The sequence below is a fragment of the Bacillus sp. JK74 genome (genome assembly GCF_053663395.1).
This window is the reverse complement of sequence record NZ_JBSJQB010000001.1, coordinates 635,461-660,240: the sequence shown is the minus strand read 5'-3', so window position 1 is coordinate 660,240 and position 24,780 is coordinate 635,461. Positions and strand designations below refer to the sequence as shown.

Annotated in this window: 25 protein-coding genes; 20 read left to right on the top strand and 5 right to left on the bottom strand. The window is 45.5% G+C overall.

Features of this window, described 5'->3' with window-relative positions; translation table 11 throughout:
- Positions 1–77: 77 nt before the first annotated feature.
- From ACWJJ5_RS03415 to ACWJJ5_RS03390, 6 genes are all read left to right on the top strand, one after another.
- The gene (locus tag ACWJJ5_RS03415) at positions 78–776 is read left to right on the top strand and encodes a response regulator transcription factor (RefSeq protein ID WP_101562532.1); all 699 of its coding nucleotides are present in this window, start codon (positions 78–80) and stop codon (positions 774–776) included.
- Positions 777–1,712 (top strand): sensor histidine kinase, encoded by a 936-nt coding sequence (locus ACWJJ5_RS03410; RefSeq protein WP_101562531.1) that lies wholly within the window; start codon positions 777–779, stop codon positions 1,710–1,712.
- A 230-nt stretch (positions 1,713–1,942) separates the two neighbouring features.
- Complete coding sequence (locus ACWJJ5_RS03405) at positions 1,943–3,229, top strand: Glu/Leu/Phe/Val family dehydrogenase (protein WP_015387545.1); 1,287 nt, start codon at positions 1,943–1,945, stop codon at positions 3,227–3,229.
- A 197-nt stretch (positions 3,230–3,426) separates the two neighbouring features.
- Positions 3,427–4,974 carry an L-glutamate gamma-semialdehyde dehydrogenase gene (pruA, locus tag ACWJJ5_RS03400; RefSeq protein ID WP_003150992.1) on the top strand — a complete coding sequence of 516 codons (1,548 nt, stop codon included), beginning with the start codon at positions 3,427–3,429 and terminating at the stop codon, positions 4,972–4,974.
- 70 nt (positions 4,975–5,044) lie between these two features.
- Complete coding sequence (locus ACWJJ5_RS03395; RefSeq protein WP_071392439.1) at positions 5,045–6,727, top strand: M20 family metallopeptidase; 1,683 nt, start codon at positions 5,045–5,047, stop codon at positions 6,725–6,727.
- A 24-nt stretch (positions 6,728–6,751) separates the two neighbouring features.
- Positions 6,752–8,170, top strand: a complete 1,419-nt coding sequence (locus ACWJJ5_RS03390; protein WP_094247410.1) for an amino acid permease — start codon at positions 6,752–6,754, stop codon at positions 8,168–8,170.
- Between the two features lie 32 nt (positions 8,171–8,202).
- Here the strand turns inward: ACWJJ5_RS03390 and ACWJJ5_RS03385 are convergent, their stop codons facing one another.
- Entirely contained in the window at positions 8,203–9,405 is a 1,203-nt protein-coding gene (locus ACWJJ5_RS03385) for a multidrug effflux MFS transporter (protein ID WP_014306037.1), read from the bottom strand.
- 222 nt (positions 9,406–9,627) lie between these two features.
- Between ACWJJ5_RS03385 and ACWJJ5_RS03380 the strand changes: the two genes are divergently transcribed.
- The 7 genes from ACWJJ5_RS03380 (at position 9,628) to ACWJJ5_RS03350 (ending at position 16,926) form a co-directional block, all read left to right on the top strand.
- A complete protein-coding gene (locus ACWJJ5_RS03380; RefSeq protein ID WP_454022189.1) occupies positions 9,628–10,866 on the top strand; it encodes an MFS transporter in 1,239 nt (412 codons plus the stop codon).
- A gap of 161 nt (positions 10,867–11,027) precedes the next feature.
- The gene (locus tag ACWJJ5_RS03375) at positions 11,028–11,642 is read left to right on the top strand and encodes a bacilysin biosynthesis protein BacA (RefSeq protein ID WP_003150997.1); all 615 of its coding nucleotides are present in this window, start codon (positions 11,028–11,030) and stop codon (positions 11,640–11,642) included.
- Positions 11,632–12,342: a cupin domain-containing protein gene (locus tag ACWJJ5_RS03370; protein WP_003151000.1), complete on the top strand. Its 711-nt coding sequence runs from the start codon at positions 11,632–11,634 to the stop codon at positions 12,340–12,342. Before ACWJJ5_RS03375 ends, ACWJJ5_RS03370 begins: the two co-directional genes overlap by 11 nt.
- On the top strand, positions 12,339–13,100 hold the full coding sequence (bacC, locus tag ACWJJ5_RS03365; RefSeq protein WP_003151003.1) for a dihydroanticapsin 7-dehydrogenase: 762 nt from the start codon (positions 12,339–12,341) through the stop codon (positions 13,098–13,100). Before ACWJJ5_RS03370 ends, bacC begins: the two co-directional genes overlap by 4 nt.
- Before the next feature lie 17 nt (positions 13,101–13,117).
- Complete coding sequence (locus tag ACWJJ5_RS03360) at positions 13,118–14,536, top strand: ATP-grasp domain-containing protein (RefSeq protein ID WP_416405923.1); 1,419 nt, start codon at positions 13,118–13,120, stop codon at positions 14,534–14,536.
- Positions 14,533–15,714, top strand: a complete 1,182-nt coding sequence (locus ACWJJ5_RS03355; protein ID WP_017418686.1) for an MFS transporter — start codon at positions 14,533–14,535, stop codon at positions 15,712–15,714. Before ACWJJ5_RS03360 ends, ACWJJ5_RS03355 begins: the two co-directional genes overlap by 4 nt.
- Positions 15,715–15,726: 12 nt before the next feature.
- A complete protein-coding gene (locus tag ACWJJ5_RS03350; RefSeq protein WP_070082535.1) occupies positions 15,727–16,926 on the top strand; it encodes a pyridoxal phosphate-dependent aminotransferase in 1,200 nt (399 codons plus the stop codon).
- Positions 16,927–16,942: 16 nt separating this feature from the next.
- On the opposite strand, the gene ACWJJ5_RS03345 is transcribed toward ACWJJ5_RS03350, so the two are convergent.
- On the bottom strand, positions 16,943–17,722 hold the full coding sequence (locus tag ACWJJ5_RS03345; protein WP_233662420.1) for an SDR family oxidoreductase: 780 nt from the start codon (positions 17,720–17,722) through the stop codon (positions 16,943–16,945).
- A 280-nt stretch (positions 17,723–18,002) separates the two neighbouring features.
- Here ACWJJ5_RS03345 and ACWJJ5_RS03340 point away from each other — a divergent pair, with 280 nt between their 5' ends.
- From ACWJJ5_RS03340 to ACWJJ5_RS03320, 5 genes are all read left to right on the top strand, one after another.
- Positions 18,003–18,413 carry a thioredoxin family protein gene (locus ACWJJ5_RS03340; protein ID WP_173612947.1) on the top strand — a complete coding sequence of 137 codons (411 nt, stop codon included), beginning with the start codon at positions 18,003–18,005 and terminating at the stop codon, positions 18,411–18,413.
- Positions 18,337–18,804, top strand: a complete 468-nt coding sequence (locus ACWJJ5_RS03335; protein ID WP_142385906.1) for a MauE/DoxX family redox-associated membrane protein — start codon at positions 18,337–18,339, stop codon at positions 18,802–18,804. Before ACWJJ5_RS03340 ends, ACWJJ5_RS03335 begins: the two co-directional genes overlap by 77 nt.
- 72 nt (positions 18,805–18,876) lie before the next feature.
- Positions 18,877–19,080: a hypothetical protein gene (locus ACWJJ5_RS03330; protein WP_454022188.1), complete on the top strand. Its 204-nt coding sequence runs from the start codon at positions 18,877–18,879 to the stop codon at positions 19,078–19,080.
- Positions 19,050–19,634, top strand: a complete 585-nt coding sequence (locus ACWJJ5_RS03325) for a hypothetical protein (RefSeq protein ID WP_454022187.1) — start codon at positions 19,050–19,052, stop codon at positions 19,632–19,634. Before ACWJJ5_RS03330 ends, ACWJJ5_RS03325 begins: the two co-directional genes overlap by 31 nt.
- Positions 19,635–19,786: 152 nt before the next feature.
- Positions 19,787–19,981, top strand: coding sequence for a response regulator transcription factor (locus tag ACWJJ5_RS03320; RefSeq protein WP_017418691.1), 195 nt, complete (start codon positions 19,787–19,789; stop codon positions 19,979–19,981).
- 397 nt (positions 19,982–20,378) lie between these two features.
- Here the strand turns inward: ACWJJ5_RS03320 and ACWJJ5_RS03315 are convergent, their stop codons facing one another.
- Together ACWJJ5_RS03315 and hemQ are read right to left on the bottom strand one after the other, a co-directional pair.
- Positions 20,379–20,576 carry a helix-turn-helix transcriptional regulator gene (locus ACWJJ5_RS03315; RefSeq protein WP_017418693.1) on the bottom strand — a complete coding sequence of 66 codons (198 nt, stop codon included), beginning with the start codon at positions 20,574–20,576 and terminating at the stop codon, positions 20,379–20,381.
- 143 nt (positions 20,577–20,719) lie between these two features.
- On the bottom strand, positions 20,720–21,484 hold the full coding sequence (gene hemQ, locus ACWJJ5_RS03310) for a hydrogen peroxide-dependent heme synthase (protein ID WP_017418694.1): 765 nt from the start codon (positions 21,482–21,484) through the stop codon (positions 20,720–20,722).
- A gap of 262 nt (positions 21,485–21,746) precedes the next feature.
- Between hemQ and pta the strand changes: the two genes are divergently transcribed.
- Positions 21,747–22,718, top strand: a complete 972-nt coding sequence (pta, locus tag ACWJJ5_RS03305; protein WP_003151012.1) for a phosphate acetyltransferase — start codon at positions 21,747–21,749, stop codon at positions 22,716–22,718.
- On the opposite strand, the gene ACWJJ5_RS03300 is transcribed toward pta, so the two are convergent.
- Complete coding sequence (locus ACWJJ5_RS03300) at positions 22,696–23,730, bottom strand: YeiH family protein (protein WP_454022186.1); 1,035 nt, start codon at positions 23,728–23,730, stop codon at positions 22,696–22,698. The genes pta and ACWJJ5_RS03300 overlap by 23 nt on opposite strands.
- A 115-nt stretch (positions 23,731–23,845) precedes the next feature.
- Here ACWJJ5_RS03300 and ACWJJ5_RS03295 point away from each other — a divergent pair, with 115 nt between their 5' ends.
- Positions 23,846–24,745 (top strand): LysR family transcriptional regulator, encoded by a 900-nt coding sequence (locus ACWJJ5_RS03295; protein WP_003151014.1) that lies wholly within the window; start codon positions 23,846–23,848, stop codon positions 24,743–24,745.
- Positions 24,746–24,780 lie beyond the last annotated feature (35 nt).

Here is a 24,780-nt window from a genome sequence, read left to right as displayed (position 1 = left end):
TTTACTAGTGTGAAAATTGAAATAATCAGTGAATCAAGAATATCACTTTATATTAAAGGTTTAAGGAGTGAAGAGCTTTGAGTCACAGAATATTAATCGTAGAAGACGACCAATTTATAAGCGATATGGTAAGCGAAAGCTTAACGAAAGAAGGGTTTGAAGTAACAGCAGCTTTTGATGGTGAAGAAGCTTTAGACATATTGAACAACCAAAAGTTTGAGGTTATATTGTTGGATTTAATGCTTCCGAAGATAGATGGTATGGAATGTTTAAGAATGATTCGTTCCAAAAGTATGGTTCCAGTTCTTATCATGTCTGCAAAAGATGAAGATGTAGATAAGGCACTTGGTCTCGGCCTCGGAGCTGATGATTATATTTCTAAACCTTTTTCTATGCTGGAGGTAATAGCCAGAATTAAAGCAACTATTAGAAGAGAGAAACACTATATGGGATACCTGCCCGCTAAGGAAGAAAAAATCATTAAAATAGGTGATTTAAGTGTTGACCTGAATGGCTTTTCCGTTGAAAAATTCAATGAAAAGATTAATCTCACAGCAAAAGAATTTAATATTTTAAAACTTTTTATTTCTAATCCTTCACAAGTATATACTAAATCTCAACTTTATAAGTCCGTATGGGAAGATGAGTATCATGGAGATGAGAATGTAATTAATGTTCATATTAGACGGCTCAGAGAGAAAATTGAGGACGATCCATCTCATCCAACGTACATAAAAACTTTGTGGGGAATCGGTTATAAGTTGGGAGATTTTTAAATGTTTTATCTAGTGGTTATTTTATTCATATGCTCTGCGGCAGTAAATATATTTCTTTTCCGAACTCGATTAAATCTAAAGACTGAAATTAAATATATAGGGAATAAGCTCGGAAAAATTGTTCATGAGGAAACAGGCGAAAGATTATTGCTTTCCACGGATGATAAATATATAAAATCCTTGTTAATTCAAATAAACAATCTTTTAGACCATAATCAAAAGATCATAGGAAACTACAATAGTATAGAACTGTCAATGCGAAAAATGTTATCAAATATTTCACACGATTTAAAGACCCCATTAACAGTGATACTAGGTTATATTGAAATTATACATAACGATAAAAGTCTAACTTCTGAAAATATTATGGGTTTACTAAAAACAGTTAATTTAAAAACGGTCGAGGTATTAGAGTTAATAAACCGTTTTTTTGAACTTGTAAAATTAGAGTCAGGAGATAAGAAATTAAATTCTTCACGAATTGACATATGCGAAGTCAGCCGAAAAATAATTTTGGATTACTACGAAATTTTAATCAGCAAAGAATTTGAGGTAGTGATTGATATACCAGAAGATCCTGTCTTTGTTAGCGGAGATGAAGATGCAATTGAGAGGGTTCTAAATAATTTGATTACGAATGCGATACAATATGGTTCTGATGGTAAGGTGGTGGGTTTAAAGATAAGGATAGCTGATAATGATGTTTTTGTAGAAGTATCAGATAAAGGAAAAGGGATAAATGAATTGCATAAAGACCGTGTCTTTGAACGAATGTATACATTGGAGGACTCGAGAAACACCAATTATCAGGGAAGCGGATTGGGGCTGACGATTACTAAGAGATTAGTAGAGCAAATGGGAGGAAGTATATCTTTAGATAGCGTCCCATTTCAAAAAACAATCTTTTCTGTGCGGCTAAAACGTATTAGGTTCTAATAAAGCAATAAGGTTTCTTCTGTAGACGTCTTCAAATCTCACTTTCTCTTCATATGAGAGGCTGACAACAGCCTCTTTTTTGATGCGCAAAATCCTGGCATGAATCTTGCATATAAAAAGGGGTGTAACGACAATGTGAAAGGGATTGATGGGTTTTGGTGTAAAAGCGCTTACATTTCGTTCTGCCGGTAATTGAAGCTTACACGTAAAATACGATGAGGTGATAAAACATGTCAGCCAACCCGCTTTCTAAAAGCACTCAGAAAGATGAAGAAAAAGAAGTTCTTAATTTGTTCTTGTCCACACAATCGATCATAAAAGAAGCCCTGCGCAAACTGGGGTATCCTGACAATATGTATGAACTGATGAAAGAGCCGATGCGGCTTTTGACCGTCCGCATCCCCGTCAAAATGGACAATGGTTCAGTACAGGTTTTCACGGGCTACCGCTCACAGCATAATGACGCAGTCGGCCCGACAAAAGGGGGCGTGCGGTTTCATCCGGAAGTCAGTGAAGAAGAGGTTAAGGCGCTTTCCATCTGGATGACTTTAAAATGCGGCATCACAAATCTTCCTTACGGGGGCGGAAAAGGCGGCATCATCTGTGATCCGCGGACGATGTCATTCGGAGAGCTGGAACGGCTGAGCCGCGGATATGTGCGCGCGATCAGCCAGATCGTCGGCCCGACAAAGGATATTCCGGCTCCCGACGTATATACCAACTCGCAGATTATGGCATGGATGATGGACGAATACAGCCGCCTGAGAGAATTTGATTCACCGGGATTCATTACGGGCAAACCGATTGTTCTCGGCGGTTCACAGGGTCGGGAAACGGCGACCGCGCAAGGCGTCACGATTTGTATTGAGGAAGCCGTTAAGAAAAAAGGGATTCCATTGGAAAATGCGCGGATCATCATTCAGGGGTTCGGAAATGCGGGGAGCTTTCTCGCTAAATTTATGCATGACGCCGGCGCCAAGGTGATCGGCATCTCAGACGCCCACGGGGCTTTGTATGACCCTGACGGCCTTGACATTGATTACCTGCTGGATAAGCGGGACAGCTTCGGCACGGTGACGAATCTCTTCTCTGATGTCATAACGAACCGGGAGCTGCTGGAAAAGGACTGTGATATTCTCGTGCCTGCCGCAATCTCCAATCAGATAACGGCTGAAAACGCCCATCACATTAAAGCCTCAATCATTGTGGAGGCGGCGAACGGCCCGACAACGATAGACGCCACGAAAATCCTGAATGAAAGAGGCGTGCTTCTCGTGCCGGATATTTTGGCAAGCGCCGGGGGCGTGACGGTGTCTTATTTTGAATGGGTGCAAAATAATCAAGGCTTTTACTGGTCTGAGGAAGAAGTCGCCGGAAAACTGCGCAGTGTCATGGTGAATTCATTTGAATCCATTTATCAGACAGCGCATACCCACAAAGTCGATATGCGTTTGGCCGCCTATATGACGGGCATCAGAAAGTCGGCTGAAGCGGCCCGGTTCCGCGGCTGGGTATAAGTGTTATCCGCAAAGAGATTTTGCATCAGTTATATAGCGGATCGCAAAATTTCTTTGCGTTTTCAGATTGCAGCTGACAGATTCGGACAAGCTTTCGGCAAAGATTATCTTTTTTTATCACAAATTGCTATGCTGGTATGCTTCTTGCATCTTCATTAAGCGTGAGCACACATTACAAAATACGGGGAGGAATTCTAATGACAGTTTCATACGCACACGAACCATTTACAAATTTTCAGGAAGAGACAAATAAACAATCGTTTCAGGAAGCGCTGGCTTATGTGAATTCACAGCTCGGCAAGCATTATCCGCTTATCATTAACGGTGAAGCGATTGAAACGGATAAAAAGATCATTTCCGTCAATCCGGCAGATAAAAAAGAAGTGATCGGTTCTGTATCGGCAGCCGGAAAAGAACTTGCGGAAAAGGCCATGCAGGCTGCGCTGCAGGCATTTCAAACATGGAAAAAAGTACGGCCGGAACACCGCGCGAATGTGCTGTTTAAAGCGGCGGCGATCATCCGCAGAAGAAAGCACGAATTCTCCGCGTATCTAGTGAAAGAAGCGGGAAAACCGTGGAAGGAAGCGGATGCGGATACGGCGGAAGCGATCGACTTTTTAGAGTATTACGCCCGTCAGATGCTGAAACTGAAAGACGGTTCTCCTGTAAAGAGCCGTGACGGAGAATATAATCAGTATCATTATGAGCCGCTTGGGGTGGGAATCGTCATTTCTCCATTCAACTTCCCGCTTGCGATCATGGCGGGAACGGCGGCGGCAGCCATCGTAACAGGCAACACGATACTTCTGAAACCGGCGGATGCGGCGCCTGTCGTGGCGGCGAAATTCGTTGAAGTGATGAAAGAAGCGGGCCTGCCGGACGGCGTGCTCCAATTCATACCGGGCGACGGAGGAGAAATCGGCGACTATCTGGTTGAGCATCCGAAGACGAGATTTGTGTCGTTTACAGGCTCCCGCGCGGTCGGATGCCGCATCTATGAACGCGCCGCAAAAGTACAGCCGGGCCAAAAGTGGCTGAAACGGGTCATTGCCGAAATGGGAGGGAAAGATACGGTGCTTGTAGACAGAGATGCTGATCTTGATCTTGCCGCTTCCTCAATCGTGTATTCCGCCTTCGGATTCTCAGGCCAAAAATGTTCAGCCGGTTCGCGTGCGGTCATTCATCAGGACGTCTATGATGAAGTTGTTGAAAAAGCCGTCGCTTTAACAAAATCACTCACCGTCGGAAGTCCGGAAGATTTTGATACATACATGGGGCCAGTCATCCACGAAGCATCTTATAATAAAGTCATGAGTTATATCGAAATCGGCAAAACAGAAGGAAAACTCCTGACGGGAGGCGAAGGTGATGATTCAAAAGGATACTTTATTCAGCCGACCATTTTTGCGGATGTTGATGAAAACGCCCGCCTGATGCAGGAGGAAATTTTCGGGCCTGTCGTCGCGATCTCAAAAGCCCGTGATTTCGACCATATGCTTGAGATTGCCAATAATACCGATTACGGACTGACGGGCGCTCTGTTATCGAAAACCCGCGCGCACATTGAACGCGCGCGCGAAGATTTTCACGTCGGAAATCTATACTTCAACCGCGGCTGTACGGGAGCGATTGTCGGATACCAGCCGTTCGGCGGCTTCAATATGTCAGGAACCGATTCAAAAGCCGGAGGACCTGACTATCTGATTCTTCATATGCAGGCAAAAACAACGTCTGAAGCCTATTAATCTTTCGGAAATAGCGCGATGAAAAAAGAGTCGCGCTATTTTCTCTATATGAGGGTAAGGAGGATGGAACATGTATCAGCAGCTCAGCAAAATGCTTCCGGAGGAGAAAATAGAAGCCATTACGAAATCACTGGTGGCGTTAAACAGCATCAACGGCACATTGGGAGAAGGAAAAAAAGCCGACTATATCAAAGATATGATCAAGAGCTTTCCCTACTTTCAGGAGAATCCGTCACATGTGTGGGAGCAGGCGATTCCTGAGGACCCTTACGGCCGCAAAAATATTTTCGCATTTATTGAGGGAAACGGCGAAAGCCTGAATACGGTCATTTATCACGCTCATCTTGATACGGTCGGCATCGAGGATTTCGGCCCTTTAAAAGATATCGCTTTTGATTCCGACCGTCTCGCGGAATATTTCTCAAACTATGAATTTGATCGGGATGTGCAGCGGGATGCCCGCTCAGGCGAGTGGATGTTCGGAAGGGGTTCGGTTGATATGCAGAGCGGTATTGCCGTTCATCTCGCCAATCTGCTTCACTTTTCTGAACGGCGCGATCAGCTGCCGGGCCATATTCTGTTCATGGCAAACCCGGATGAAGAAAGCCAGCATTCCGGCATTTTAACCAGCATTTCTGAATTAAAACGGCTGAAACAAGAAAAGCAGCTTCGTTATTTAGCAGCGATTAATAACGATTTTATCACGCCGCTGTATGAGGGTGACACGACAAGGTACATATACACGGGTGCGGCAGGGAAGCTTTTGCCTTGCTTTGCGATTTACGGGCGGGAGGTGCATGTCGGAGATACGCTGTCCGGCATCGATCCGAATTTGATCGCGTCAGAAATCACCAGAAGAATTCACAACAATATTCATATGGCGGAAAACATTGAAGGGGAGCTTGTGCTTCCGCCGACCTGCCTCTACCAGCGTGACAATAAGGAAGCGTATAACGTGCAGACCGCCGTCAGCAGCTATGTCTATTTTAATTATTTTATTTACGAGAAAACCGCCAAAGAAGTCATGGATCAGCTGACCGCCGTGGCTGACGAAGCCTGCAAAGAGACAGAACAAAAATTATCTGATTATTACGACGAATACTGTGAGAGAACGAGCCTGCCGAAAAAAGAGATGTCATGGAACGTTCAAGTGTACAGTCTGGAAGATTACCTGAAAAGGCTGAGAAGCCGCGGGATAGACCCTGCACAGTGTATCGGGCAGGCATTTAAAACATATGAACATCTTGAACTGCGGATGAGATGTTTTAAAGCCGTCGAAGAACTGCAAAAACTCGATCCTGAGCAGGGAGCTAAAGTCATTATTTTCTATGCGCCGCCTTATCTTCCGCACAATTATCTGAAGGAAGAAAGCACACGGGACCGGCTTTTGCAGCATGTCATTCAAGAAGCAGTCGATAAAACAGCGGCATCAACCGGAGAAACATTCGTCTTTAAAAAGTTTTTCCCCTATTTAGCGGACGGAAGCTTTTTATCGCTGCATGAAACAGACGAGGAGGTCTCCGCCTTTACCGATAATTTTCCGGGCTGGGATGTCATCGGGACGATTCCTTTTAAAGAAATCAGGGAATTGAATATTCCGTCGGTCAATATAGGGGTATACGGAAAGGACGGCCATAAATGGACGGAACGCGTGTACAAGCCGTACACATTCCATGTGCTGCCGGAACTCATTCAGCAGACGACAATGCACCTTTTGCACAGCTACCGATTAGACATACGCACAAATGGCTGACATAACGGAATAAGGGGGATGTATATGCAGGGAGATACCAATCAAAATGAATTGCAGCGCACGATGAAGGGCCGGCATTTGTTTATGATCGCCCTCGGCGGCGTGATCGGGACAGGGCTTTTTCTGGGCTCCGGTTTTACGATCAGTGAAGCGGGACCGATCGGCGCGATATTGGCTTATGTGATCGGCGGATTTTTAATGTATCTGGTGATGCTTTGTTTGGGGGAGCTCGCGGTTGCCATGCCGGTCGCAGGATCATTTCAGGCGTATGCCGCAAAGTTTCTCGGGCCGTCGACGGGATTTACGATCGGATGGATGTACGCATTCAGCTGGGCCAATACCGTGGGGCTTGAGCTGACGTCGGCGGGGATTTTAATGCAGCGATGGTTTCCGGCCGTTCCGATTTGGGTGTGGTGCCTGGTATTCGGCGTCGTCATTTTTTCCATTAACGCGCTGTCTGCGCGGAGTTTTGCGGAAATGGAATTTTGGTTTTCCAGCATTAAGGTCATGGCCATTGTATTGTTTATTATTCTCGGCTGCGCTGCGGTATTCGGCTTTGTCGGTTTTAACGGCGGGCAGACGGCTCCGTATCTGTCAAACTTTACGACGGACAAAGGGCTTTTTCCGAACGGCGCCCAAGCCGTGCTGTTTACCCTTGTTATGGTGAATTTTTCATTCCAGGGTACCGAACTGGTCGGAATCGCCTCGGGAGAAAGCGAAAATCCGGAAAAGACGCTTCCCCGCTCGATCCGAAATGTCATATGGCGGACGCTGTTTTTCTTCGTGCTGGCGATGTTTGTTCTCGTGTCCATTTTGCCGTATCAAACGGCAGGCGTCATCGAAAGCCCGTTTGTGGCTGTGCTGGATAAAATCGGCGTTCCTTATGCGGCTGATATCATGAACTTTGTCATTCTGACCGCCATGCTGTCGGTGGCGAATTCCGGGCTGTACGCTTCGTCCAGAATGATGTGGTCCCTATCAAAAACTAAGATGGGTCCCGCTTCCTTAACGAAACTGACGAAAAAAGGCGTGCCTCTGAAAGCTCTTTCCATCACCATCGCCATCTCCGGTTTATCCCTGCTGACAAGTGTAGTCGCGGCTGAAACGGTGTATGTGTGGCTCATTTCCATCTCCGGTATGATTACCGTCGTCGCGTGGATGTCAATCTGCGCTTCACAATTCGTTTTCCGGAGACGCTTTCTCGCTGAAGGAGGAAATCTGAAGGACCTGGCATTTAAAACGCCTCTTTATCCGATTGTGCCGATTCTCGGATTTTCGGTTTACGGTCTTATCTTAATCAGTCTCATCTTTATTCCCGACCAGCGTATCGGTCTGTACTGCGGCGTCCCGCTGATGATCATCTGTTACGCGTATTATCACTTCGGTATCAAAAAACGCCTGAAGCGTGAGCCGGCTTCTTCGGAAAAAGGCGCTGCCGGATAAGAAAAAAAGCCCTCCGCTTAAAGCGGCGGGCTTTACTTTGTGTTTCGTTTGGCCGACAGAACATAGGATAGAACGGCACAGAACTGAAAACCGAAAATGCTGACGGCCATCGGCCAGGCATTTTCTTCTCCGGCAATACCGACAAGGGGAGCGGCAGCCGCACCGCCGATAAAGGGCAGGAGTCCGAGAAGAGCCGCAGCGCTTCCCGCGCCTTTCTCCTGTTTCTGCATAGCCAAAGAAAATCCCGTCGTCGTGACGATCCCGACAGAAGAAACAATGATGAATAAAGAAATGCAGACCGCCGCCAGGCCTAAACCAAACGCAAGTGATAAAAGCAAAGCGATGCTCCCGATGACGGCAATCATCAGACCGGAGACAAACAGCTTCCGTTCATCATGTGTTTTGGCCATCCGTCCGGTGATTTGGGTGGCGCATATGATTCCCGCACCGTTTACGGCGAACAGCAGGCTGAACATTTGGGCCGATACGCCGTAGATGTTTTGCAGTACAAACGGCGACCCGGCAATATATGCGAACATGCCGGTCATCACAAATGCCTGGCTGAGCGCAAATCCCATAAACATCCGGTCGCCAAGCAGGCCGCGAAACGTCATCAGCGTCTCCCGGAGTCCGCCGCTTGTCCGCTTTTCCGGCGGGAGTGATTCAGGCAACGCCGTAAGCACGGCGGCAGAAATGATACAGCCGATCACCGCCAGCACGATAAATACGATTTTCCAGCCGGCGAACTGAAGGATAAATCCCCCTGTAATCGGCGCTAAAATCGGCGCCGCCCCATTGACGAGCATCAGTAATGAGAAAAAAGCCGTCAATTCTTTTCCGGAATACATATCGCGTGCGGAAGCCCGTGCGATGACGATTCCGGCCGCCCCGGTGAATCCTTGAATAAACCTCATCACAATTAAAAACGAAACAGAAGGGCTGAAGGCGCATAATAAAGAAGACAGCGTATAAAGCAGCAATGACAGAATCAGCGGCTTCCGGCGCCCGATCATATCACTGAGCGGCCCGACAACGATCTGCCCGACCGCCAGCCCCAAAAGACAAAACGTCAGGCTCAGCTGCGCAAGTGACGCTGTCGTATGAAGATCGGCCGCCACCTCAGGCAAAGCGGGCAGATACATATCGAGCGAAAGCGGCCCGAATGAAGCGAGCGTCCCGAGAATCAGTACCATGCCGAGGCCTGCGCGGGCGGCCTTTGAATCAGCGTTATTCATTTCATGACCCCCACCTTAACAAATGATTCTATCACTATAGCATAACCAGACGGTGTATTTTATATCATTTATTGAATATAAACTAAATATTTTATTTAAAATCTGAATGTAAATAAAAAATCAGAATTAGTTTTCATGTGAAATGTAAAATGAAATATAAGGATGCTAAACTATAAAACAACAAAAGGTAGAAAAGTTTTACGGAAGAGGTGTTCAAAGAGCATGAACAGCAAACAAACCGATCACATCGAAACGAAACGCCGATTTCCGGTCTGTCTCGCGCTTGCTTTGACATTAGGCGTATTTGCCGCGGGTTCTGAAGAGCTGGTGATTTCTCCGCTGCTTCCGGATTTAGCGCGGGCTTTCAGCTCGGATGTCAGTGTGCTGGCGGTTTCCATCAGTATTTACGGAGTGATGATTTTTATCGGGGCGCCGCTTCTCGTTCCGCTGGGAGATAAATATTCCCGGGAACTCAGTCTGCTGGCGGGACTGCTTATATTTACGGCCGGCACGGTGATCTGCGCGCTGGCGCACAATCTCTTTTTCTTCTTTCTGGGCAGGGCGCTTTCCGGGCTTGCAGCGGGTGCGTTTGTGCCGACAGCATATGCGGTGGTCGGCGACCGTGTGCCTTATGCGTACCGCGGCAAGGTGATGGGTCTGATCGTGTCAAGCTGGTCGCTCGCTTTGATTTTCGGCGTTCCGATCGGCTCTTTTATCGGCGGCGTTTTGAATTGGCGGTGGACGTTTTGGATTTTCGCCCTCATGTCTGTCCTCGTTGCTTCGCTCATTTTCATTGAGGCGCGCCGCAGCACGGCGGATGGGAATAAAACAGAAGAGGAAAACGGACAGCAGGCAGGCACTTTCCGGGATGCGCTGAAGGTGCCCCGTGTCCCTGTATACCTCACGATCACTTTTTGCAACATGATCGGTTTTTACGGCATGTATTCCTTTCTCGGTACATATCTTCACCGCGTGCTGCCGGGTGGGAATACAGCTTCAGGGCTGCTGATCATGGTGTACGGAATCGGTTTTTCCATGAGCGTGTTCACCGGAAAAATCGCAGATAAGGCGGGGAAAATGCGCTCTTTGATCGCGGCATTGGCCGTGATCAGCATATGGCTCTCCTGTCTCGCCTATGCGCCGTCATCAATGCCGTTTTTGGTCATCGGGTTATTCGTCTGGGGATTGATGCAAAGCCTGACGGTGACCTTGCTCAGCACTATTTTAAGTGATTGCTCACAGAGCCGCCGGGGCAAAATCATGGCATTTTACAGTCTGGCGTCCAATTTGGCCGTCACCTTGGGTTCTGCTGTCATGGGTCCGGTCTATGTCGGATACGGATATGCAGCTGTCGGATTTATCTGTGCGGCCGTCACCCTCATCGGCTTTGTCCTCAGCGTTTTCGCATACAGAAGGTATGGAAAATATGAGCATAAGACCGACCAATCATTGTATCGGTAAAATAAAGTTTCTATAATTTTGTAAATGTTAATTTTTAACACCTTATATCATAAGGTGTTTTCTAATATATAGGAATAATTATCAATATTTTCAAATAATATTGACAGCTTGAACGTCTATGGATAATATTTACTTAAAATTTAACAGATTGGTTGGTGCTCATGATTATATTGGATAATAGCATTCAAACAAAAAGCAAGGCTTATTCAATATCTAAACTGATTACGATCAACACGCTCGGTCCTGAAGGGACAAGCAGTGAGTACGCAGCAAAAAACTTCATCACCAATTTCACCCTTCTCCAAGGGGTGAACAGCAAATTATCACTGCATGATACATTTGAATCGTGCATTGAAAAAACGCTTCAAAGTCCGCTGGAATACACAATTGTGCCTCACGCGTATGACGGCATTAAGCACTTCTACATGAGACCGGATCTGCAGCTTCTGCAAATTTTCAGGTGCGACACCCCGATGTACGGCCTGGCTGTCCGGCCCGGTTTTGAATATACAGATGACATGCTTGATAAGACTGTCATCGTATCCCACCCGTCTCCTATCAATTTGATTAAGTATTTTACCCGTAAAGATGTCACGTTTGATCTGGTGAACTCAACGAGCGCAGCCGCGAAAAGAGTGAAGGACGGTTTGTCCGACATCGCGCTGACAAATGAGCTGGCCAGACAAAAGTACGGCCTTCACTTTGTCAAAACATTTAAAAGCATTCCCATGAGCTGGTCATTATTCGGAAAAGGAGAGATTCATGATGAAAACTGAACAAGATTTGCAGGAACTTTATTTCCCGACGCCTAAATTAATAGAATGGGATAACGGAGTAAGACAATATTCGTCCGTCAGAGGCGATACGGAAGTTCTGCTTTCTTACGTTCCGCCGCATACAAACGTGGAACCGCATCAGCATAAGGAAGTCCAAATCGGCCTTGTCGTTTCCGGCGAGCTGTCCATGACTGTCGGAGATGTCACAAGAAAGATGACAGCGCTGGAATCAGCCTATATCGCGCCTCCTAACGTGCCTCACGGCGCAAGAAACGAGACGGATCAAGAAGTGATCGCCATTGATATTAAACGCCTGAAAGCCGGTGAAACCTATACAAGCCCTGAAGATTATTTTTTGAATATTTTTAAAACAAGAGACTTATTGCCTGGGATGGAAGTCACATTCTTCGTGGAAGACTGGGTGGAAATTATGCTTGCCAACATTCCGGGCAACGGAGGAGAAATGCCGTTCCATAAACACCGCAATGAACAGATCGGCATCTGCATCGGCGGCGGCTATGATATGACCATTGAAGGCTGCAAAGTGGATATGACATTCGGCACAGCTTATTTCTGCGATCCGAGAGAAGATCACGGCGCCATCAACAGATTTGAAAAAGATTCAAAATCAGTCAATATCTTTTTCCCTCCGCGCTATAACAGAGCAAAAGCGAAAAAATTAGAGGCGAAAGAGTCATGAACCTGACGGATAAAACCGTCCTCATCACAGGGGGCGCATCAGGCATCGGTTATGCCGCGGTTCAGGCGTTTCTGAATCAAGAGGCGAATGTGGTCGTCGCGGATATTGATGAGGCGCAGGGAGAAGCGATGATCCGGAAAGAAAACAATGACAGGCTGCATTTTGTGCAGACGGATATTACAGATGAACCGGCATGTCAAAATGCCATCCGGTCAGCGGTTGACAAGTTCGGCGGATTGGATGTGTTAATCAATAACGCCGGCATCGAAATTGTCGCCCCGATTCATGAGATGGAGCTGAGCGATTGGGACAAAGTGCTCAACGTCAATTTGACGGGCATGTTTCTTATGAGCAAGCACGCGCTCAAGTATATGCTCAAAAGCGGCAAGGGCAATATCATTAACACGTGCTCCGTCGGAGGAGTCGTCGCATGGCCCGACATTCCCGCATATAACGCCTCTAAAGGCGGCGTACTGCAGCTGACGCGTTCGATGGCCGTCGATTACGCCAAACACAACATCCGCGTCAATTGCGTGTGCCCGGGAATCATTGACACACCTTTGAATGAAAAGTCGTTCCTTGAAAACAACGAAGGCACGCTTGAAGAAATCAAAAAAGAAAAAGCGAAAGTCAATCCGCTGCTGAGACTCGGCAAGCCTGAAGAAATAGCGAACGTCATGCTGTTTCTCGCTTCGGATTTATCAAGCTATATGACCGGAAGCGCGATCACCGCAGACGGTGGATACACCGCACAATAGAGAAGGAGTGTTTACATATGGAGAGAAAAACAGTATTGGTTATCGCTGACCTTGGGGGATGCCCGCCGCATATGTTTTACAAAAGCGCAGCTGAAAAATACAATCTCGTCAGCTTTATTCCGAGACCTTTTGCAATTACAGCCTCTCATGCGGCATTAATTGAAAAATACTCGATTGCGGTCATTAAAGATAAAGACTATTTTAAGAGTCTGGCTGATTTTGAGCATCCCGATTCGATTTACTGGGCTCATGAAGATCATGACAAACCTGAGGAAGAAGTCGTCGAAGAAATCGTCAAGGTGGCTGACATGTTCGCGGTTGACGCCATTACGACCAACAATGAACTGTTTATCGCTCCGATGGCAAAAGCGTGTGAACGTCTCGGCCTGCGGGGAGCGGGCGTACAGGCCGCTGAAAATGCCAGAGATAAAAACAAAATGAGAGCCGCCTTCAACCGGGCCGGCGTCAAGTCCATCAAAAACAAACGGGTGACGACGCTGGAAGATTTCCGCGCCGCGCTTCAGGAAATCGGAACGCCGCTCATTCTGAAGCCTACATATCTGGCGAGCTCCATCGGCGTGACGCTCATCAAAGAGAGAGAAACGGCAGAAGCCGAATTTAACAGAGTCAATGAATACCTGAAGTCGATTAACGTACCGAAAGCGGTCACGTTTGAAGCGCCTTTTATCGCGGAAGAATTTTTGCAGGGCGAGTATGACGACTGGTACGAAACAAGCGGTTATTCCGACTATATCAGCATAGAAGGCATCATGGCCGATGGGGAATACTTCCCTGTGGCGATTCATGATAAAACACCGCAAATCGGATTCACGGAGACATCCCATATTACGCCGTCCATCCTGGATGATGACGCAAAGCGGAAAATCGTCGAAGCTGCCAAAAAGGCGAATGAAGGACTCGGCCTCGAAAACTGCGCGACACATACAGAAATAAAATTAATGAAAAACCGGGAAGCCGGATTGATTGAATCAGCGGCACGATTTGCGGGCTGGAACATGATTCCGAATATTAAAAAGGTCTTCGGCGTCGATATGGCGCAGCTGTTATTGGATGTTCTCTGTTTCGGAAAAGAAGCCGATCTGCCGAATGGATTATTGGAGCAGGAGCCGTGCTATGTCGCCGACTGCCACTTGTATCCTCAGCATTTCAAAGAGAACGGCCAGCTGCCTGAGACCGCTGTCGATTTCGTCATTGAAAGCATTGACATTCCTGACGGCGTCTTAAAGGGAGATACCGAAATCGTTTCTTTCTCGGCGGCCGAGGCGGGTACGTCCGTGGATCTGCGGCTGTTCGAAGCGTTCAACAGCATTGCGGCGTTCGAGCTGAAAGGAAGCAATTCGGGTGACGTGGCCGAATCAATCAAACAAATTCAGCAGCAGGCGAAGCTGACTGCAAAGTATGCGTTACCGGTATGAAACAGCTGAAACCGAACTCTAAGTATTTGCTTTTCGGGCAGGCGCTTTCGTTTATGGGAGACTATTGCGTTCTCCCGGCCCTGCTCATTTTGTCTACATACTATCACGACTACTGGGTGACGTCCGGCGTCATCGCGGTCCGCAGTATTCCGATGGTGTTTCAGCCGTTTTTAGGCGTGCTCGTGGACCGGCTCGACAGGGTGAAAATCATGCTGTGGACGGATGTGATCAGAGGTGTCATCTTTTTGGGGCTGACATTTCTCCCGAAAGGCGAATATCCGCTGCTTTTTCTGGCGCTGCTGTTTATTTCTTACGGAAGCGGCGTGTTCTTTAACCCGGCACGTCTCGCGGTCATGTCGTCTTTAGAAGCGGATATTAAAAATATCAACACTTTGTTTGCAAAAGCCACGACGATTTCGATTATTGTCGGCGCTGCAGCCGGCGGACTTTTTCTGTTAGGCGGTTCTGTGGAGCTTGCCGTCGCGTTTAACGGGGTGACCTATCTTGTCTCCGCGTTTTTCATCAGCCGCATTAAGCTTCAATACGTGCCGATTCAGTCAGAAAACGTAAGAGAAGCTTTTCAGTCGTTTAAAGAAGGCCTGAAGGAAATCAAAACAAATGCTTTTGTGTTAAACGCCATGTTCACGATGATTACGATGGCGCTTTTGTGGGGTGTCGTCTACAGCTATTTCCCGATTGTCAGCCGCTTTTTAGGCGACGGGGAAATCGGCAATTTCATCCTGACGTTCTGTATCGGCTTCGGCGGCTTTATCGGCGCCGCTCTTGTCAGCAAATGGGGCTTTAACAACAATAAAGGGCTGATGTATTTTACAGTGTTATCGATCGTCTCGCTTGCGCTGTTTTTGTTTACCCCGATTTTCGCCGTGTCAGTCATTGCCGCCATTCTTTTCTTTATCGCAATGGAATACGGTGAAGTGCTGGCAAAGGTCAAAGTTCAGGAGAACGCGGCGAACCAGATTCAGGGCCGGATCTTTTCGGTGGCGGAGGCGTCCATCGGATTGTGCATCGCCGTCGGTTCCATGCTGATCAATATTGTAGACGCGGCAGTCATCATGGCGTTTATCGTCCTTTTGGTCAGCGGGCTGTTTCTGCATACAAAACTGGTCAATAAATCCTTTTCAGAACGGAATAACGAATCAGAGCAAATTCATTTATAAGGAGCCTTTCAGATGGAAATCATACCGTCCGACGTCATCAAGACACTTCCGAAACAGGAATTTTCGCTCGTTTTTCAAAAGGTAAAAGAGATGGAGAAAACGGGAGCCCAGATCATTAATCTCGGGCAGGGGAATCCCGATCTCCCCACTCCGCCGCATATCGTTGAAACATTGCGGGAGGCTGCGCTGAATCCTTCGTATCACGGATACGGCCCGTTCAGAGGCTATCCGTTTCTGAAAGAAGCTGTCGCGGAATTTTATGAGAGAGAGTACGGGGTATCGGTCAATCCGGAGACAGAAGTCGCGCTGTTCGGCGGAGGGAAAGCTGGTTTGTACGTTTTGACGCAATGCCTGCTGAACCCCGGCGATATCGCCTTAGTCCCGAACCCCGGCTACCCTGAGTATTTATCGGGAATCACAATGGCCAGAGCGGAGCTGCATGAGATGCCGCTTCATCCTGAAAACGGCTATCTGCCGGATTTTGAGCGGATTGATCCCGCCGTCCTGAAAAAAGCCAAGCTGATGTTTTTGAATTACCCGAATAACCCGACGGGCGCGACTGCGGATCAGGCGTTTTATGAAAAAGCGGCTGCGTTTGCAAAAAAACATGACATCCATCTTATTCACGATTTTGCATACGGCGCGTTCGAATTTGATCAGAACCCGGCCAGCTTTCTTCAGGCGAAGGAAGCAAAAACGGTCGGCGCGGAGCTATATTCATTTTCGAAAACCTTCAATATGGCAGGCTGGAGAATGGCATTTGCCGTGGGGAATGAGAAAATTATTCAGGCGGTCAATGAGTTTCAGGATCACGTCTTCGTCGGCATGTTCGGCGGCCTTCAGCAGGCGGCAGCGGCGGCGCTGTCAGGAAATCCTGAGCATACGGAGCGTCTGAAGCGCACATATAAAGAACGGATTGATTTTTTCACGGCGTTATGTGAAAAGGAATTAGGCTGGAGCATTGAAAAACCGAAAGGGACTTTTTATGTTTGGGCTGAAATTCCGAATGAATTCGAGTCATCACACCAGTTTTCGGACTATCTGCTGGAGCATGCCCATGTTGTCGTGACGCCCGGCGAGATTTTCGGCAGCGGCGGAAAGCGTTATGTCAGAATATCAATGGTGGCAAAACAGGGCGATTTAAGGGAATTCGTGCTGCGGATTCAAAAGCTAGGTTTGTCCTTTCCTTCATTACAAGAAACATCCCGCTGAGAGCGGGATGTTTTTATTATATGCTTTTCATGCTGCCGCCGTCGGCTGACACTTGCTGTCCGGTAATATAGGAGGCTTCTTCAGAGGCAAGAAAGGCAGCCAGCGCCGCGGTTTCTTCCGCAGTTCCGACACGCTTCATCGGGACGCCTGAGGCAATCCGTTCCTCCGCTTCCGCTTTAGAAATGCCGTTTTGCTTCATGACATTCTTCACGAATTGGTGATAACGGTCTGTGGCGATAAATCCGGGATTCAGACAGTTGACAGTAATGTGAAAAGGCGCAAGCTGAATGGCGATGTTTTTGCTGGCATTAATTAAAGCGGCGTTCATCATGCTGTTGGTAAACATATTGGCGCCGGGTTCTTTCCATAGGTTTCCGACGATATTAATGATTCTGCCGAATTCGTGCTGTTTCATGATCGCTGCGGCCGTTTTCATAGAGTCGATATAGGCGATCGTTTTATTCGTAAAGGTATTTGTCATATCCTCTATATCGCAGTTTTCAAAGGTATCCGGCGAGCCGCCCGGAATGTTGTTGATCAATACATCAAGCCGTCCGCATTGTGATCTGATTTCTTCAAAAATGCCGGCTCTCGCCTTCTGGTCCGACATATCGCTGGCCAGAACGGTGACGCCCGCATCCGGATGTTTGGCGAGGATCTCTTCTTTTACCGATTCGATATTTTCGGGAACTCGTGAATTAATGACGGTATGAAAGCCATTGTCAGCCAGTTTCAGAGCGATCGCTCTGCCGATCCCCTGACTGGCTCCCATAATAAATGCGGTTCGTTTTGACAACTGTCTGCACCCCTTTACCAAAATGGAATCTCCTTTACATCGTAAAAAAAAATGATAAAAATAGCAAATTTTATTTAAATTCTGACAAAGAAAAAATAATAAGCGAACTTAACCTTAGTTGAAATAAAAGTTTCATTAATCAGCATAGCATCAATTTTGAAATAATTTATTAAATGGTAAAAAATACCCTTTTATTAAAAGAGTCCTTACGTTAGCATATAAAATATTCAAAAAACAAACCGGGAAAGAGAATAAAGAATTAAAAAGGAGGTTAGTTTTAATGAAAAAAAAGGAGCGCATAATTATTGTAATATCAATCCTCATAATATTTTGTTCATTGATAGCAGTTGCATCAAATATCTATCAAAAAAATGATAATTTATATGCTGGACAGGCTACTACAAATGAAGTGAGAAATGCAATAAAAGATCAAAATCACGTATTTGTATACTATTATCAAATAAATTGTCTTCATTGTAAAAGGGTTTCACCATATCTTATTCCGATGGGAGAGAAAATAAACGGAAAATTCCTTATATTAAACATCGAAGGTGATCAAAAATCTTGGGAAAGTTATAAGATAAATCAAACACCGACATTAGTCGTTTATAAAAATGGAAGGGAAACTAATAGAATTGAAGGGGAACAGACTAAGAATAAATATAAAAACTTTTTTAATTCGGAAAGTTGAGCATGTATCCATAGCAATCATATCAATAATAATGCTGTATTCTGGTTTTATGAAATTATTTGACGTATATAGTTTTATATTTTCACTACAATATTATCAATACATACCCGAGTCAATGTATCTAATAGTAGGGTTTGCAGTCCCCATTATTGAAATAGTGATTGCGTTTTTGATCTGGGTGAAACGATTTCGATATTTTTTCGTAATATTTTATAAACTGTTAATCACAATATTTCTTATTCTGTTAATGGCTAATTTCGGTAGATATTTTCCGTATGGTTGTGGTTGTTTTGGTAATGGAAACGCAGAAACTATTGGTTATTCAACGATTTTCAGAGAGGTTTTGTTTTTAATTCCAAGTTCTTTGTACTTAATCTTAAGGAAATATTGAATATATAAATATTTTCGGTTAACCGCAATTTTTTTATATTATGATTACAAAAAAAGGAAAGGGAGAGATCATATGATTAAAAAAATTTGGGATGCAAAGCACTACCTACTGTTGACTTTATCAATTTTATTGGCAATTTCGTGTATATTACCTAATTTTGCATCAGCGGATTATGAGCCAGGAGATGAAAAATTAAGTAGAGCATCCAAATCTGAAACATTAAAAATTGATGACTGGATTAAAGATTGGGGAAAAAAGATGAAAAACTGGCGTTGATGAAGAAGTACAGCAAAAACATAGAGTTTGATAACAACAAAAGACATATGATGAAAGTTGAGAATTATGGAACTAAAACGCTTTATTATGCTTATTATCCTTTAAAAGGAGAAAACGTCGAAAAAGATAGCAATTTTATCGTTATACTAGATGAAAATGGTAAAATTATAGAGGACTACTCTTTAGTTGGTGTAAGGGAGAAATCAGGGAAAGTTGCTTCAAAGGTGATTAAAAATAAAAAACTCATTTATAATACTGAAATTAATAAATCTGGAGAAGTTGAATCAGGTTTTGTTATTAAAGACAATGGTGAAAAAGTTGATTTAACAAAAAGCATGTCTTCTCAGGGGTTTAAGCAATGGTGGAACTGCTTTAATTCTTGTTTATCGGGACAAGGAGTTGCTTCGTGGGCAATCGCTGCATTAGCCACACTATGTGGTGTTGCTTGTGCTAGCACTGCTGGTGCTGGTTGCTATGCTTGTCTGTTGGCAGCTGATGTTGCAACTGGTTCTGTAATAGGAGTTTGTTATGGACGATGTAAAAGTAAATTTTAAATTTATAAAATTAGCAGGGCAATCCCCTGCTAATTTTTTATAAAGATCAAGTAAATATTGGGCTCAGTCAATCGTTTTTAAATTATAAATATAAGGAGCCTAATGTATGGTAGTGTGGTTCCAAAGATTTTGTTTTAAAGGGGTTTTCAAAGGTGAACAATATAACGAAAACAGAGAGTGAAATCATTGATCTAATAGCTAAAGAAAAATCCAATATAGAAATAGCTGAACAATTAGGTTATTCTCAAAGAGCTATTGAATATCATATAGCAAAAATACGTAAAAAGTTAAATGTACGTTCTCGAGTTGGAATAATAGTAAAAGCTTTCAAAAAAGAATTAATTTAACTAACTTTCAGTATTAATTGTTAGTATTTCTTATTTAGAATGAGGATCGATATAAATGCTGTACTTATAACTAACGAGGAAAATAAGAGTAAAATCTGTTCTTTGTCTAGGTTGATTAAATTAAAATAAAATATTGTCAAGAAAATGAAAAGATAAATTAAGGTCAGCATAAAAGTATAGGCTAAGCTCTTCTGTATTATAAACTTTCCTCGTTCATCTCTTTTTAATGGTAATGATGGGAAGGTAGCCCATAGAACAAAGCTTATTATTGAAAGAGTTAAGATGGGAAAAGTTATTGAAGGTAATTTTGTTTGCGTAAATATTGATAGTGCTATAAAAGCTCCTGAGACGATAATGAAAAAAACAAAAGATATTAAAAAAAAGTTCTTCTTCATTTTTATTCCTCCTCTAACAAAAATATATTCTCTACACTTTCCTTGAAAATCTTTGCTATTTTCAAAGCTAAGGGCAGAGAGGGATTATATTTCCCATTCTCAATTGAAATGATGGTTTGTCTGGACACTTTTAATTTCAAGGCTAGCGTTTCCTGTGAATAAGAATGCCTCTGTCTAATTTCTTTTAACCGATTTTTCACTCATATTTCACCTCATTTCGATACAACAATTGCTCGGTGAGTAAAGTGTACTTTACGTAAAGTAAACTTTACATCAAGTTCAATATTTTGTCAATAGTTTTTTGGAAAAAGCCTGATTTTTAAAATCAGGCTTTAACAACTTATTACACGTGCAAAAACTTCGGAAGCGTGTCGAGAGACAAGCGGTTTCCGACAAAAAATGAACCGAATTCGCCGTAGCGCGCGCTGACTTCATCAAAGCGCATTTCATAAACAAGCTTTTTGAACTGAAGCACATCATCGCTGAAGAGCGTGACGCCCCATTCGTAATCGTCAAAACCGACAGATCCCGTGATAATCTGTTTGACTTTGCCGGCATAGCTCCGTCCGATCAAGCCGTGGCTTCTCATCAGGTTTCTGCGTTCATCCATAGAAAGCATGTACCAGTTGTCATTGCCGCTTCTTCTTTTATCCATCGGATAGAAGCAGACGTATTTCGCTTCGGGCAGCTCAGGATACAGGCGGGCGCGGACATGCGGATTTTCATACGGATCGCCTTCTCCGCTTGCCAGGTAGTTGCTCAGCTCAACCACGGACACGTAAGAATAAGCCGGGATTGTAAATTCAGCAAGCTTTGATTTGTTAAATTCAAGCTCGATTTCGTTCAGCTCTTCCATTGTCGGGCGAAGAATCATCAGCATGAAATCAGCTTTCTGTCCGACGATGCTGTAGATCGTTTGCGAGCCTTTTCCTTCTTTTTCGGCGACGCCCCATTTTTCAAGCAGTCCCGTAAATTCGTGAATAATCGACAGGCGCTCATCGCTGGATAACATCTTCCATGACGTCCAGTCCATTGTGCGGAAATCGTGAAGCGCGTACCAGCCGTCAAGCGTTTGGGCGGCCTCGTTCGTTTTTTGCTGCTCACTCATGTATCTTCACTCCTATATCTTTTCATTACATTGATGCCTTCACTATATCACAGTTTAACCGTTTCGGCTGTGGAGAAACCTTGAATAATCCGAAGCCTTGTGTCAGAAACTAAGCCGTGAAACAAACCGTCAATTAAATTAGTTAGAAAAATAAGATTTCTTTTTGAAAGCGCTATAATAGAAGTTGGTTATTTGAATTTAGCTGGAAGAAGAGTATGCTGTAAAAGTAAGCGTTTTTTGTCAACATAGAGGAGGGAATATCGTGGCAGATTTATTTACAAAAGTACAAGAAAAAGTCGCAGGAAAAGATGTGAAAATCGTATTTCCTGAAGGGTTGGACGAACGTATCCTGGTTGCGGTCAACAACTTGGCGGGCAACAAGGTATTAAAGCCGATCGTAGTCGGCAATAAAGAAGACATTCAAGCAAAAGCGAAAGAATTAAATCTTACGCTTGACGGCGTGGACATTTTTGACCCGCATACATATGAAGGCATGGAAGAACTCGTTCAGGCTTTCGTAGAACGCCGCAAAGGCAAAGCGACGGAAGAACAGGCCCGCAAAGCTTTGCTGGACGAAAACTATTTCGGCACGATGCTTGTGTACAAAGGTCTCGCAGACGGACTTGTCAGCGGAGCTGCACATTCTACAGCCGATACGGTGCGCCCTGCACTGCAAATCATTAAAACAAAAGAAGGCGTGAAAAAAACATCAGGCGTCTTCATCATGGCCCGCGGTGACGAGCAGTATGTGTTCGCTGATTGCGCGATCAACATTGCTCCTGACAGCCAGGACCTTGCCGAAATCGCCATTGAAAGCGCCAATACGGCTCAAATGTTTGACATTGACCCGCGCGTTGCCATGCTCAGTTTCTCTACAAAAGGATCGGCGAAATCAGACGAGACGGACAAAGTGGCTGAAGCCGTGAAAATTGCGAAGGAAAAAGCGCCTGAGCTTACGCTTGACGGCGAATTCCAATTCGACGCTGCATTTGTGCCGTCTGTCGCGGAGAAAAAAGCGCCGGACTCCGACATTAAAGGAGACGCGAATGTATTTGTATTCCCAAGCCTTGAAGCAGGAAACATCGGCTACAAAATCGCTCAGCGCTTAGGCGGCTTTGAAGCGGTCGGACCGATTCTGCAAGGATTGAATATGCCTGTAAACGATCTTTCCAGAGGATGTAATGCGGAAGACGTCTACAATCTTGCGTTAATTACGGCTGCTCAAGCGCTGTAATCCGCAAAAGCCGGCCTTTACGAGGTCCGGCTTTTTTTATAGAAAGAACGTCACTGCGGCCCAGCCGAACAGGGACAAAGAGAGAACCGATCAAGCCTGCTGCGAGCGCCCGCCAGCCGCTATGACGAAACGCCGATATATGGACTTTCAAACCGAGACCCGCCATCGCCATGCCGATTAAAACATAAGACACTTGAACAAGAAATGCGGAAAACGAAGCTGAAATAACGCCTGATGTATGGATGGCGCTCATTCCGAGAAATCCGAAGATAAACCAAGGGATGGGGAGCGAAGCGGCAGAAGCCGTCTTTGACTTTCCGCTGCGGCGCGCCCGCATTCCGAGCATGAATGCGGCCGGGACGAGCAGCGCGACCCGGGTCAGTTTGACGATCACCGCCATCTCGACGGCTGCTTTTCCTCCGGCGCTGCCGGCAGCCGCCGCATGCGCCACTTCGTGAAGCGTTGCCCCGCAAAAGGCTCCGTAAGCCGCAGGAGAAAACCCCAATCCATGATAAGCAAGAGAATATACAACAGTAAAAACGGTTCCTAATAACGAAACGGCGGCCGCGCTGATGGCGGCTGCATTTTCATTTGATCTGATCTGCGGCGCGATCGCGGCAATGGCAGCCGCTCCGCAGATCGCTGTGCCGCAGGCTGTCAGCGTGCTGAGTGTCTGATCTATACGGAACAGCCGGGACAGTCCGTATACAACGGCACCCGCAAACATCATACAGCAGACGGCAATTGCAAATACGTGCCAGCCCGCATGATAGATATCCGCCAGATTCAGTCTCATGCCAAGCAGGATGATGCCTGCTCTCAGCAAGTATTTGCTTGAGAACGCGATCCCCGGCTCTAATGCCTCCCGCTGTCCGAATACGGCGCGCCAGAGCATGCCGATCAGCATGGCAAGGACAAGCATTCCGAGCATATGCAAAAACGGCAGGCGGCTGACATAGAAAGTCGCAAACGCAATTCCTGCGGTAACTGAAATACCCTTTATCATCTTCATCTCAGTCACTTCCCATTATCTTGATAACTCCACTTTACTGCGGTCTTAATCATTAGTAAAATATATTTATATGATCTAAACGATTAGGAAAAATAATGATTAGGGGCGATGCTTTTTGTATTATGGGGAACTGAAAACATTCATTGCCGTCGTGGAAGAAAAAAACTTTACAAAGGCGGCGCAGAAGCTGATGATTTCTCAGCCAAGCGTCAGCCTTCACATTAAAAACCTGGAGAAAGAATTTCAAACCGCTTTGCTGAACCGCTCTCCGAAGCACTTTACGACGACGCCGACGGGGGACATTCTCTATCAGCGCGCCAAGCAGATGGTCTTTTTGTACGAACAGGCGAAATCCGAAATTTACGCCCACCATCATTATGTCAAAGGGAAGCTCAAAATCGCCGCGAGCTTTACCATCGGCGAATATATTCTGCCGCCGCTTCTCGCAAAGCTTCATGACGAGTATCCCGAGCTGAACCTGGACGTCATGATCGGAAACACGGAGGAGGTCAGCGAAGCGGTTCGGATGCTTCAAGCCGATATCGGATTAATTGAAGGGCATACGGGGAAAAACGAGCTCGACATTCAGCCGTTTATGGAGGATGAATTGTGCATTGCCGCACCGAACGGACACCCGCTCGCCGGCAGAAAAAACATCCCGGCTGCCGAATTGCAAAATCAAGCGTGGGTGACAAGGGAGAAGGGTTCGGGAACGAGGGAATATTTAGACCATGTCCTTCAATCAAACGGACTGCGGCCGAAATCCATGATGACGATCAGCAGCAACCAGGGCGTCAAGGAAGCCGTGATCAGCGGAATGGGTCTTTCCGTTCTGTCAAAAAGCGTGCTGCAAAAGGATCTGCTTCACGGCAGCATTTCCGTGCTTGAGATAAAAGGATTCTCCTTAAAACGGAAACTGTCTATCATCCAATCTTCCATTATGGAGAACACAAAAAACAAAGAAATCTTCATCGCTCTTTTGAAAAGCCAATTTCAATCATCTCAAGCGGAGTGATATAATAAACGCATGGAAAGCCTATGACGAAAGGG

Excerpts from the sequence above, each read along its gene's own strand:
- ACWJJ5_RS03380 (WP_454022189.1), top strand. The coding sequence starts at position 9,628 with ATGAACAGCAAACAAACCGATCACATCGAAACGAAACGCCGATTTCCG.
- ACWJJ5_RS03410 (WP_101562531.1), top strand. The coding sequence starts at position 777 with ATGTTTTATCTAGTGGTTATTTTATTCATATGCTCTGCGGCAGTAAAT.
- ACWJJ5_RS03350 (WP_070082535.1), top strand. The coding sequence starts at position 15,727 with ATGGAAATCATACCGTCCGACGTCATCAAGACACTTCCGAAACAGGAA.
- ACWJJ5_RS03300 (WP_454022186.1), bottom strand. The coding sequence starts at position 23,730 with ATGAAGATGATAAAGGGTATTTCAGTTACCGCAGGAATTGCGTTTGCG.
- ACWJJ5_RS03360 (WP_416405923.1), top strand. The coding sequence starts at position 13,118 with ATGGAGAGAAAAACAGTATTGGTTATCGCTGACCTTGGGGGATGCCCG.
- ACWJJ5_RS03370 (WP_003151000.1), top strand. The coding sequence starts at position 11,632 with ATGAAAACTGAACAAGATTTGCAGGAACTTTATTTCCCGACGCCTAAA.
- ACWJJ5_RS03385 (WP_014306037.1), bottom strand. The coding sequence starts at position 9,405 with ATGAATAACGCTGATTCAAAGGCCGCCCGCGCAGGCCTCGGCATGGTA.
- bacC (WP_003151003.1), top strand. The coding sequence starts at position 12,339 with ATGAACCTGACGGATAAAACCGTCCTCATCACAGGGGGCGCATCAGGC.
- ACWJJ5_RS03330 (WP_454022188.1), top strand. The coding sequence starts at position 18,877 with ATGATTAAAAAAATTTGGGATGCAAAGCACTACCTACTGTTGACTTTA.
- ACWJJ5_RS03375 (WP_003150997.1), top strand. The coding sequence starts at position 11,028 with ATGATTATATTGGATAATAGCATTCAAACAAAAAGCAAGGCTTATTCA.
- hemQ (WP_017418694.1), bottom strand. The coding sequence starts at position 21,484 with ATGAGTGAGCAGCAAAAAACGAACGAGGCCGCCCAAACGCTTGACGGC.
- pruA (WP_003150992.1), top strand. The coding sequence starts at position 3,427 with ATGACAGTTTCATACGCACACGAACCATTTACAAATTTTCAGGAAGAG.
- ACWJJ5_RS03390 (WP_094247410.1), top strand. The coding sequence starts at position 6,752 with ATGCAGGGAGATACCAATCAAAATGAATTGCAGCGCACGATGAAGGGC.
- ACWJJ5_RS03355 (WP_017418686.1), top strand. The coding sequence starts at position 14,533 with ATGAAACAGCTGAAACCGAACTCTAAGTATTTGCTTTTCGGGCAGGCG.
- ACWJJ5_RS03335 (WP_142385906.1), top strand. The coding sequence starts at position 18,337 with ATGGAAGGGAAACTAATAGAATTGAAGGGGAACAGACTAAGAATAAAT.
- ACWJJ5_RS03405 (WP_015387545.1), top strand. The coding sequence starts at position 1,943 with ATGTCAGCCAACCCGCTTTCTAAAAGCACTCAGAAAGATGAAGAAAAA.
- ACWJJ5_RS03395 (WP_071392439.1), top strand. The coding sequence starts at position 5,045 with ATGTATCAGCAGCTCAGCAAAATGCTTCCGGAGGAGAAAATAGAAGCC.
- ACWJJ5_RS03340 (WP_173612947.1), top strand. The coding sequence starts at position 18,003 with ATGAAAAAAAAGGAGCGCATAATTATTGTAATATCAATCCTCATAATA.